Genomic DNA, 9,780 nt, shown 5'->3' with positions numbered 1-9,780 from the left:
AACGCCTTCACTTCAGCTTCACGCAGGCGCGGGGCCAGCTTGTCGAGCACGCCGTTGACGAACTTGTGGCCGTCGGTCGAACCGAACACTTTGGCCAACTCGATACCTTCGTTGATCACAACGCGGTAAGGCACGTCGACGCGCTTGAGCAGTTCCCAGGTCGACAGGCGCAGAACCGCCAGTTCAACCGGGTCCAGCTCTTCGATCGCCAGATCCAGGCAAGGCGTCAGGGCAGTGTCGATTTCGGTCTTGAACTGCGGAACCCCGTGAAGGATTTCACGGAAGTAGGCGCCGTCGACATCGGAGAAATCGTTATCAACGCGAAACTGCGCTTCGATTTCGTTCAGCGATTGCCGGGCCATGTGCCACTGGTACAGCGCTTGAGTCGCGAGCTGACGGGCTTCGCGACGCTTGGCGCTCTTCGACGGCTTGCCGGCATCCGCAGGTTTCGGATCGCGCGGGTTGAAACGATCGCTTTCGTCGCTAATCACTTGGCCTCCAACTGCGCCAGCAGGCTGACCATTTCCAGAGCGGACAGGGCAGCTTCGGCACCTTTGTTACCGGCCTTGGTGCCGGAACGTTCGATGGCTTGCTCGATGGAATCGACGGTCAGCACGCCGAAGGCGACCGGTACGCCGAATTCCATGGAGACCTGGGCCAGGCCTTTGGTGCACTCGCCAGCCACGTATTCGAAGTGCGGAGTACCGCCACGAATGACCGCGCCAAGGGCGATGATCGCTGCGAACTCGCCTTTCTGGGCGACTTTCTGCGCAACCAGCGGGATTTCGAAGGCGCCCGGCGCGCGGATGATGGTGATGTCGCTTTCGCTCACGCCGTGGCGAACCAGGGCATCAACGGCACCGCTGACCAGGCTTTCAACCACGAAGCTGTTGAAGCGGCCCACTACCAGAGCGTAGCGGCCTTTGGGGGCGATGAAGGTACCTTCGATGGTCTTCAGGGTCATTCGTCAGTTCTCTTAAAGAGCCGGGACGCGTCTGCTACGCGCCCCTCAGTGATTATTTGCCGCGAATTGGAGTCCGGAAACAGCCGGTCATTATTCGGAGGGCACGTATTCTACAACTTCCAGATCGAAACCGGATATCGCATTGAATTTCATTGGTGCCGACATCAAGCGCATTTTGCGCACGCCGAGGTCACGCAGGATCTGCGAACCGGCCCCGACGATGCTGTAGGTGGTCGGTTTTTTCGGCGTTGCCTGCTCACCGGTTTCACGGATATGCGCCAGCAGCACGTCGCCATCGAGCGGGTGACCGAGCAGCAGCACCACACCGCTGCCGGCCTCGGCGACCGCAGCCATGGCGGCGCGCAGGCTCCAGCGGCCCGGTTGCTTGACCATAAGCAGATCGCGCAGCGGGTCCATGTTTGTGCACGCGAACCAGCGTCGGTTCTTCAGCGCAGACAGTGCCCAGCGTCAGGGCCATGTGCACGTCGCCTTCCACCGAATCACGATAGGTCACCAGGTTGAATTGGCCCAGTTCGCTGTCCAGCGGCTGCTCGGCAATCCGCTGAACGGTACGTTCGTGGATCATCCGGTAGTGGATCAGGTCGGCGATGGTGCCGATCTTGATGTTGTGTTCGGCGGCGAATGCTTCGAGTTCAGCGCGACGGGACATGGTGCCGTCGTCGTTCATCACTTCGCAGATCACCCCGCTCGGCTCGAAACCGGCCATGCGCGCCAGGTCGCAGGCGGCTTCGGTGTGGCCGGCGCGAGCGAGGGTGCCGCCGGCCTGGGCCATCAGCGGGAAAATGTGGCCCGGACTGACGATATCTTCAGCCTTGGCGTCCTTGGCCGCAGCCGCTTGCACGGTGCGCGCACGGTCAGCGGCGGAGATGCCGGTGGTCACGCCTTCGGCAGCTTCGATCGAAACGGTGAACTTGGTGCCGAAACCGGAACCGTTGCGCGGCGCCATCAGGGGCAGCTTCAACAGTTCGCAGCGCTCGCGGCTCATCGGCATGCAGATCAGGCCACGGGCGTGCTTGGCCATGAAGTTGATGTGTTCGGCCTGGCAGCATTCGGCGGCCATGATCAGATCGCCTTCGTTCTCGCGGTCTTCGTCATCCATGAGGATGACCATCTTGCCTTGGCGGATGTCTTCAACCAGTTCTTCGATGCTATTGAGCGCCACAAGGCACCCCCTTCTTTTGAATTATTTGAGGTAGCCGTTTTGGGCCAGAAAGCTTTCGGTGATGGTGCTGCCGGCGGTCTTCTCGGCGGCCTTGTCGCCCAGCAGCAGACGCTCCAGATAACGCGCCAGCAGGTCGACTTCCAGATTCACCCGGCGGCCCGGCTTGTATGAAGCCATGATGGTTTCGCTGAGGGTGTGCGGAATGATCGTCAGCATGAATTCGGCGCCATCGACTTCGTTCACGGTCAGGCTGGTGCCGTCGACGGTGATCGAGCCTTTGTGGGCGATGTACTTGGCCAGTTCTTTCGGCGCGCGGATGCGAAATTCCACGGCGCGGGCATTGTCGCTGCGCGATACCACTTCGCCAACACCATCGACATGACCGCTGACCAGATGTCCGCCGAGGCGAGTGGTCGGGGTCAGGGCTTTTTCCAGATTGACCGGGCTGCCGCTTTTCAGGTCATTCATGGCGGTGCAATCGAGGGTTTCGCGGCTGACGTCGGCGGCAAAGCCGTCGCCCGGCAACTCGACGGCGGTCAGGCAAACGCCGTTGACCGCGATGCTGTCGCCGAGTTTGACGTCACTCAGATCGAGCTTGCCGGTTGCGACGTGCACCCGTACATCACCGCCCTTTGGGGTCAGTGCGCGGATACTGCCGATGGATTCGATGATGCCGGTGAACATGGGGTTCTCCTTGAGAACGAGGCCAGCGCTAACGCAATGGCCGGGAATTATACGCGGGCCGAAGGGACAGGGATCGCAGTGACCCGCCAGTCATCGCCCACCGCGCGGATTTCAGTGATTTTCAGTTCCGGCGCATCTTTCATCTGCGCCAGCGGCCAGTCGAGCAGCGGACGCGCCGTGGAGCCGAGGAACTTGCCGGCAATGAAGATCACGAATTCGTCGACCAGCCCCAGTTGCGCAAAGGCGCCGGCCAGACGCGGCCCGGCCTCGACCAGCACCTCATTGGTGCCACGATGAGCCAGTTCGATGAGCAATTGATGCAGATCGACCTGGCCGTCGGCACCCGGCACGATCAGGCATTCCGGGCCGTTGGCGTATTGCTCCTCGACCGCTACACAGGTGGCCACCAGCGCCGGCCCGGCCTTGAAGAACGGTGCATCCAGCGGCACCCGCAGGCGGCCGTCGATCAACACGCGCAATGGCGGGCGACTCATGGCCAGCGCTGTTTGCTCGGTATTCAGGCCCAATTCGTCCGCGCGCACGGTCAAGCGTGCGCCATCGGCCAGCACCGTGTCGGCGCCGGTCAGCACTACTGCCGCCTCAGCGCGCAAACGCTGTACCGCAGAACGCGCCGCCGGGCCGGTGATCCACTGGCTCTCGCCGCTTTCCATCGCTGTGCGACCGTCGAGGCTCATGGCCAGCTTGACCCGCACGAATGGCAAGCCATGTTCCATGCGCTTCAGAAAACCTTGATTGAGCTTGCGTGCCTCTGCTTCCAGCACCCCGCTTTCAGTGGCGATACCGGCATCAGCCAAGCGCTGCAAACCGCGCCCGGCGACTTGCGGATTGGGATCACGCATCGCCGCTACGACCCGGGCAACGCCAGCGGTCACCAAGGCATCGGCACACGGCGGCGTGCGCCCGTGGTGGCTGCAAGGCTCGAGGGTGACATACGCCGTGGCGCCCCGGGCCTGCTCGCCAGCGGCACGCAGGGCGTGGACTTCGGCATGGGGTTCGCCGGCGCGCTCATGCCAGCCTTCGCCGACAATCTGCCCGTCACGCACCACCACGCAACCGACTCGCGGATTGGGATGGGTGGTGTAATGGCCCTTGCGCGCCAGTTCCAGCGCGCGGGCCATGAAATGCGCGTCGAGGATCGCCTGCTCGGCGGCGGTGGTCATTCTTTCACCGGTTCGCGGGCGAGGCGGTCGATCTCTTCGCGGAATTCATTGAGGTCCTGGAAGCGCTTGTACACCGAGGCAAAACGGATATAGGCGACTTCATCAAGCTTTTGCAGCTCGGCCATCACCAGCTCGCCGACCACGAGGGATTTGACCTCGCGTTCGCCGGTGGCGCGCAGCTTGTGCTTGATATGGACCAGAGAGGATTCGAGGCGCTCGACGCTGACCGGACGTTTCTCCAGCGCGCGTTGCATGCCGGCGCGGAGTTTTTCTTCGTCGAACGGTTGGCGGCTGCCGTCGGTTTTGATCAGGCGCGGCAACACCAGTTCGGCCGTCTCGAACGTCGTGAAACGTTCGCCGCAGGCCAGGCATTCACGCCGGCGGCGCACCTGTTCGCCCTCGGCGACCAGACGCGAGTCGATGACCTTGGTGTCGTTGGCACCGCAGAAGGGACAGTGCATGGTGGCTGGCAACAAAAAATGGGAGGGCCATGGTAGCGCATCCCCGTGGCAAGACAAGCCATAGGCTTTGCGGTATACAGAACGGCATGATCGTCTGATCCATGGAATTCATTCTGCCGGAGCCTCCAATGCCGTTACGTCCGCTCGTTCTGCTCAGTCTTTTCAGCCTGCTGGTGGCCTGTGGCAGCGACGCACCCAAGCCGCAACCGCCGACCCCAGGCCCCGCGCCGCAACAGGCGCAGAAAAAAGCCAAAGAGGCCGCCGAACTCGGCCCGCTGCCAGCGCATCAGCGCGAATTGAGTGGCACCCTGCAAGGCGTGCCGGCCGGCGCTGAGGTCGAACTGGCGCTGCTGGTGATCGATGAAAAGGATCGCCCGCAACAATTGCTCGCCAGTTCCAGCCTGATCGGCAACAACCAGATCCTGCCGTTTCACCTGCGCTTCAACCCCGAGGCATTTCCGGCCGGCGCACGGGTTGAGCTGCGCGGTCGCGCCAGCCAGTCCGGGCAACTGATTCTGCACCTGCCGTCGCAGACCATCACTCAACCGACCACTCAGACTTTGGGCCAGCTGCAATTCGTCAAAGCGCCATGACAGCACCGCTCGACCTGCAACAGGCCTTGGGGGAATTGCTCGGCGACGCCAGACTGAAAGCCTGTGCGTTGCCGGGCACTGATTTGCAGCTGTGGCTGATCGACGGAGACAACATGGCCCGCGAATTCAGCCAGGAAGAAACCCAGCGCATCCTGCATGAACCGCCCTATTGGAGTTTTTGCTGGGCCAGCGGCTTGGCCGTGGCGCGTTATCTGGCACAGTTTCCAGAGTGGGTGCGCGGCAAGCGCGTGCTGGATTTCGGCGCCGGTTCCGGGATCGCCGGCATCGCGGCGGTCAAGGCCGGGGCGCTGGAAGTGGTGGCCTGCGATCTCGATCCGTTGGCGATCGCCGCGTGCAAGGCGAACGCCGAGCTCAACGATGTGCAGATGAGCTACTCGACGGATTTCTTTGCCGAGGCCGATCGCTTCGATCTGATTCTGGTCGCCGACGTGTTGTATGACCGGGCCAACCTGCCGCTGCTCGACGCGTTTCTCACTCGCGGACGCGAAGCGCTGGTGGCGGATTCACGGGTGCGGGATTTTCGTCATCCGTTGTATGAGCGAATTGAAATGCTCGAGGCGATGACCTTGCCGGATCTGGCCGAGCCTGAGGAATTTCGGCATGTGAGCCTTTACCACGCCACCCGCGCATGATCGTTCCCACGCTCTGCGTGGGAATGCAGCCCGGGACGCTCCGCGTCCCTTCGTACGGCGTAACGCAGAGCGTCACCGGAGGCATTCCCACGCGGAGCATGGGAACGATCAGTGTTACAGCTTTCAGCAGCCCCTCGCGAAGCTTTATAGTGAGCCCATCCACGCTTTTACGAGATCCCCCATGAGTCAGCAAACGCCGTATATCTTCGACGCCACGACTGCCGATTTCGACCAGTCGGTGATCGAAGCCTCCTTCAACAAACCGGTGCTGGTGGATTTCTGGGCCGAATGGTGTGCGCCGTGCAAGGCGTTGATGCCGATGCTGCAGGGCATTGCCGAGAGCTATCAGGGCGAGTTGCTGCTGGCCAAGGTCAACTGCGACATCGAGCAGGACATCGTCGCCCGCTTCGGCATTCGCAGCCTGCCGACCGTGGTGCTGTTCAAGGACGGTCAGCCGGTCGATGGCTTTGCCGGGGCACAACCGGAATCCGCCGTGCGCGCCCTGCTGGAACCGCATGTGCAGATGCCGCCACCGGCCGCTGCCGACCCGTTCGAACAGGCCCAAGCGATGTTCGACGAAGGTCACTTCGCCGAGGCGGAAGCGGTGCTGGTGACCATTCTCAATGAAGACAATACCAACGCCAAAGCGCTGATCCTTTACGCACGCTGCCTGACCGAACGCGGTGAGCTGGGCGAAGCGCAAACCGTGCTCGACGCGGTCAAGAGCGATGAGCACAAAGCCGCACTCGCCGGGGCCAAGGCGCAGATCCAGTTCCTCGGCCTCGCCCGCGACCTGCCGGACGCCGCCGACCTGAAAAGCCGCCTGGCGCAAAATCCACAGGACGATGAAGCGGTGTACCAACTGGCGATCCAGCAACTGGCGCGCCAGCAATACGAAGCGGCGCTGGACGCCCTGCTGAAGCTATTCATCCGCAACCGCAGCTACGGCGAAGGCTTGCCGCACAAGACCTTGCTGCAGGTGTTCGAACTGCTGGGCAATGATCATCCGTTGGTGACGGCTTACCGTCGCAAAGTGTTTGCGGCGCTGTATTAAGGCCTCACCCGATCCAGCTATAGAGCGGCGTATCCCCGCCGCTCGCCACTTTCACATCGGAACTATGGCGCAGACGCACGAGCAGACGCTTGCCCGCTACCGCACTGCCGGTGAGCGCCTCCAACTGATCGAGCAGATCCGGCCCGCTAAGTTGCCCGGCGTTGCGCAGCAAGTCTTTGGCCACCTGCCACAGCGCATCGTCCTGATTCACCGGCTTCGCCGCCGGGGCCGACGCCACTGCCTCAGACTGCACGACCGGCGCCTGCCCGCTCAGCGCCGAACCCAGCCTCGCCCAATCGCTGTCATCCAGCTCCACCGTCAAATCCACCGGCACCTCGCCGACCGTTCCGCGTATCCGCAACATCGAGTTCGCTCCTGCATTTTTCTGACCTGCATGCTCCCACGGGACTTGTGCAACGCCAAGTAAAGGGCGCCAAACACATCTGGTAATTACCGGTTAATCGGCTAAATTAATCTCTTTTTGCGGGAAGGATTCCCAATGTCTTCAGGACGAAAACTGGCCTCTAAAGGAGGCCCGACCTCTACAGGTGGCGTGATACTTGAAGGAAATGAGAACCTCAATATCGAAGGAAGAATAATCGCTTCCATTGGACAACTCGCCAGTTGTCCGGTCTGTGGGCCTGGCAAAGGCCCAATCGTAGCAGTGGGTGAAAGAACGCTGATTTTACCTGCCGGACCAGCTGCGCTAGAGGGTGACTACGTCGCCTGCGGTTGTCCGCCCATGATCAATAAGCTGCTCACTCAGCAACACAGTGGTTTTGCAGGAATTGGCCGGCCCGCTCCAATTGACATGGGGCCACCGATTGCTGCCCTGACCTCTTATCGCTACTTGCAGGTCATCATCGAACGCCTCGATGACACGGAAAAGCCAGGTTTGGCTTACAAACTCAAGGACAAAGCGAAGGTTGCCGTTTTACAAGACAGCACTTGCAACCTCACAGGCGAAGGCTGCGAACACCCGGTAAAAAACGCTTCGGATTACGACACCCTGTTGGTAGGGGAAGATTCCGAATGGACTTTCTATGCCTATGAAGAGCCCCTGACACAGGATTTGTCATGAAATCGGAAATCAAACTCATCTTTAAAGACTTTCTGATGCAGCCACCGCCAGGCGTAAAATTTCAGCTGCTTATCGACGGTCAGGTCGTAGATGACAACATCGTTCAAAACGATGACAGGCCTCGCATTTATTCATTGATGTCCAAAAACGGCCAGATCGCTATAACGCTCGCGGGCAAGGAACTACCGTCGATCAAAACCCGAGACACCCACGAAGTGACAGTTCAGATTGTGGGGAACTCCGGTACAAAAAAAGGTATGCACACTGCTACGTTGAATCCAGGGAAGTCTCTTTCGATCATAGCGATATCACCGTGGGTAAAAGTCCCGCTAACGACCAGCGGCGCTGTCTCGAACGACGCGTTCTACGAAGTCGAATATGGTGTGAAACGTACAAATGAAACCCGAACGGTGAAAGTCGTCATTCAGGACATGCCGCGCAGGATACTGATGGAGGCGCTGTCACACCGGGGATCAACACAGTGGGCAGGGAATAAAAGCAAAAAGTCGCTGCCACACCCTACTCTCAGGCAGAGCGTGGAATTTCCACCAAACACAAATAAATGCAATCTGTTCGTCTACGACGTGCTGACCGCAATTGGGGTCAACGTGGCGTTGATTGAACATGGCAAATCGAAATACCTGCCATATTTCTCCAAGGTTAGTCCTCCGCTTGCGGGTGAATGGGCGAATGGACAACGATTGCTCAATAGCTGGAAAGTCGAGCGCACGCCGTTGCCCGGGGACGTCGGCGCTTACGCAATGAATTATTCCGACGCCAGCGGCCATGTCGGCTTCGTTCTAACGAAGGGCGTATGCATTTCTGCAGGGTGGGAAAAAGTTGAAGTTAACGACGCAGGTTTTCGCCATGCGACCGGTAATGCAAATCCCAGCGACCATGACTTCACTATTTTCCGACGCTATAAACACAGCACGCCACAATGAAACGCCCTTATTCGCTCCTCCTCATAATTCCGTTTTTGCTCATCGTGGCATGGCGCATCTGGTTGCCTGCCGATCTTTCGGCTTGTCCCGCTGACGGGGAAACTGCAGGTCCACTGACCCTTGTTATTCGTGATTACTTTGAGCGCAATAACCGGACCGACTGGCGAGACATGGATGATCGTTTCGACATACTTTCAACCCCCGAAGGCCAGAGCATAGCGAGTCAACCGAACTCACACACTTGCGAAGCATTGCGGGTACTGCAGAGTCCGGCGTTCAGTCAGAGTGAAAAAATCTTCACCATGGCACTTATGTTCAGACTGCCAATCGACCAGTACATGGCCCTGATGGATCGCAGTCATCAACTCTACACGCAGGGCAAAATGGATAAGGAGGTGCTGACTCTGGTGGTATTTCCGCGCGGAACAGCCATCAACTACTGGTGGCTTCCGGCTTGGCGACAGCGTTTCAGTCGCGATGCGCCGAGCGTGCTCGACGCAAATCTGATCAACGATGTTCTTTCGGGACACTATTGGTTCGACTATCCCGGCGCAGGCTTCTGATTCTGCAAGCATGACATCCAATCCCAGCACCGCCCGCGAACTCATCCCGGGCGGTGCTTAGCCATGTCTTGCGCAATCTCAAGCGCACGGGCACACTCTGCGCACTTTCGTTATAAGATTACATAACAAACTTTTCATTTTTCTCGGAGTCCGTCATGCGTCGTCTGTTGCTCGCTTTGCCGTTTGCCCTGTTGCCGCTGGCCGCTGCCCATGCGGTTGATGAGCACGATCACGATCATGAGCACGGCAGCCTCGGCGCTCACGAACATGGCGTGGGTCGGCTGAACGCCGCGCTCGACGGTCAGACCCTGGAGCTGGAGCTGGAAAGCCCGGCGATGAATCTGGTGGGTTTTGAACATGCGGCCACGTCGGACGCCGACAAGGCCAAAGTCGCTGCCGCTCGTGCGCAACTGGAAAAA

General features: G+C 59.9%; 13 protein-coding genes and 1 pseudogene. 7 read left to right on the top strand and 7 right to left on the bottom strand.

Annotation, left to right across the window (positions count from 1 at the left end):
- From nusB to nrdR, 6 genes and pseudogenes are all read right to left on the bottom strand, one after another.
- The coding region (nusB, locus tag OQK_RS14270) for a transcription antitermination factor NusB (protein ID WP_016772982.1) at positions 1 to 491 on the bottom strand (491 nt) is incomplete at its 3' end.
- Positions 488 to 964, bottom strand: coding sequence for a 6,7-dimethyl-8-ribityllumazine synthase (gene ribH, locus OQK_RS14265; protein WP_003228649.1), 477 nt, complete (start codon positions 962 to 964; stop codon positions 488 to 490). The genes nusB and ribH, both read right to left, overlap by 4 nt.
- A 90-nt stretch (positions 965 to 1,054) precedes the next feature.
- Positions 1,055 to 2,147: pseudogene (gene ribBA / locus OQK_RS14260) on the bottom strand (bifunctional 3,4-dihydroxy-2-butanone-4-phosphate synthase/GTP cyclohydrolase II).
- Positions 2,148 to 2,168: 21 nt separating this feature from the next.
- On the bottom strand, positions 2,169 to 2,831 hold the full coding sequence (locus tag OQK_RS14255) for a riboflavin synthase (RefSeq protein ID WP_016772981.1): 663 nt from the start codon (positions 2,829 to 2,831) through the stop codon (positions 2,169 to 2,171).
- Positions 2,832 to 2,878: 47 nt separating this feature from the next.
- The gene (gene ribD, locus OQK_RS14250; protein WP_016772980.1) at positions 2,879 to 4,012 is read right to left on the bottom strand and encodes a bifunctional diaminohydroxyphosphoribosylaminopyrimidine deaminase/5-amino-6-(5-phosphoribosylamino)uracil reductase RibD; all 1,134 of its coding nucleotides are present in this window, start codon (positions 4,010 to 4,012) and stop codon (positions 2,879 to 2,881) included.
- Entirely contained in the window at positions 4,009 to 4,473 is a 465-nt protein-coding gene (gene nrdR / locus OQK_RS14245) for a transcriptional regulator NrdR (RefSeq protein WP_007910946.1), read from the bottom strand. The genes ribD and nrdR overlap by 4 nt, the downstream gene beginning before the upstream one ends.
- A gap of 128 nt (positions 4,474 to 4,601) precedes the next feature.
- Between nrdR and OQK_RS14240 the strand changes: the two genes are divergently transcribed.
- The 3 genes from OQK_RS14240 to trxA all read left to right on the top strand — a co-directional run bounded on the left by OQK_RS14240 (position 4,602) and on the right by trxA (position 6,773).
- The gene (locus tag OQK_RS14240; RefSeq protein ID WP_038861207.1) at positions 4,602 to 5,066 is read left to right on the top strand and encodes a YbaY family lipoprotein; all 465 of its coding nucleotides are present in this window, start codon (positions 4,602 to 4,604) and stop codon (positions 5,064 to 5,066) included.
- Positions 5,063 to 5,719: a class I SAM-dependent methyltransferase gene (locus tag OQK_RS14235; protein WP_016772978.1), complete on the top strand. Its 657-nt coding sequence runs from the start codon at positions 5,063 to 5,065 to the stop codon at positions 5,717 to 5,719. The genes OQK_RS14240 and OQK_RS14235 overlap by 4 nt, the downstream gene beginning before the upstream one ends.
- Before the next feature lie 181 nt (positions 5,720 to 5,900).
- The gene (gene trxA / locus OQK_RS14230) at positions 5,901 to 6,773 is read left to right on the top strand and encodes a thioredoxin (RefSeq protein WP_016772977.1); all 873 of its coding nucleotides are present in this window, start codon (positions 5,901 to 5,903) and stop codon (positions 6,771 to 6,773) included.
- Between the two features lie 4 nt (positions 6,774 to 6,777).
- Here the strand turns inward: trxA and OQK_RS14225 are convergent, their stop codons facing one another.
- A complete protein-coding gene (locus tag OQK_RS14225) occupies positions 6,778 to 7,137 on the bottom strand; it encodes a hypothetical protein (RefSeq protein ID WP_016772976.1) in 360 nt (119 codons plus the stop codon).
- A 135-nt stretch (positions 7,138 to 7,272) separates the two neighbouring features.
- On the opposite strand from OQK_RS14225, the gene OQK_RS31285 reads away from it, so the two are divergent.
- The 4 genes from OQK_RS31285 to OQK_RS14205 all read left to right on the top strand — a co-directional run.
- Positions 7,273 to 7,854, top strand: a complete 582-nt coding sequence (locus OQK_RS31285) for a PAAR domain-containing protein (RefSeq protein WP_223631308.1) — start codon at positions 7,273 to 7,275, stop codon at positions 7,852 to 7,854.
- Positions 7,851 to 8,798, top strand: coding sequence for a CHAP domain-containing protein (locus OQK_RS14215; protein WP_016772974.1), 948 nt, complete (start codon positions 7,851 to 7,853; stop codon positions 8,796 to 8,798). Before OQK_RS31285 ends, OQK_RS14215 begins: the two co-directional genes overlap by 4 nt.
- A complete protein-coding gene (locus OQK_RS14210) occupies positions 8,795 to 9,361 on the top strand; it encodes a hypothetical protein (RefSeq protein WP_038860944.1) in 567 nt (188 codons plus the stop codon). The genes OQK_RS14215 and OQK_RS14210 overlap by 4 nt, the downstream gene beginning before the upstream one ends.
- 155 nt (positions 9,362 to 9,516) lie before the next feature.
- Positions 9,517 to 9,780: ZrgA family zinc uptake protein (locus OQK_RS14205; RefSeq protein WP_016772972.1), on the top strand; the 264-nt coding region annotated here is incomplete at its 3' end.

It is taken from the genome of Pseudomonas sp. R62 (genome assembly GCF_000257605.1).
GTDB lineage: Bacteria > Pseudomonadota > Gammaproteobacteria > Pseudomonadales > Pseudomonadaceae > Aquipseudomonas > Aquipseudomonas atacamensis.
Note: the sequence above shows the minus strand (reverse complement) of the source record. Positions and strands in the feature narration are given on the sequence as shown.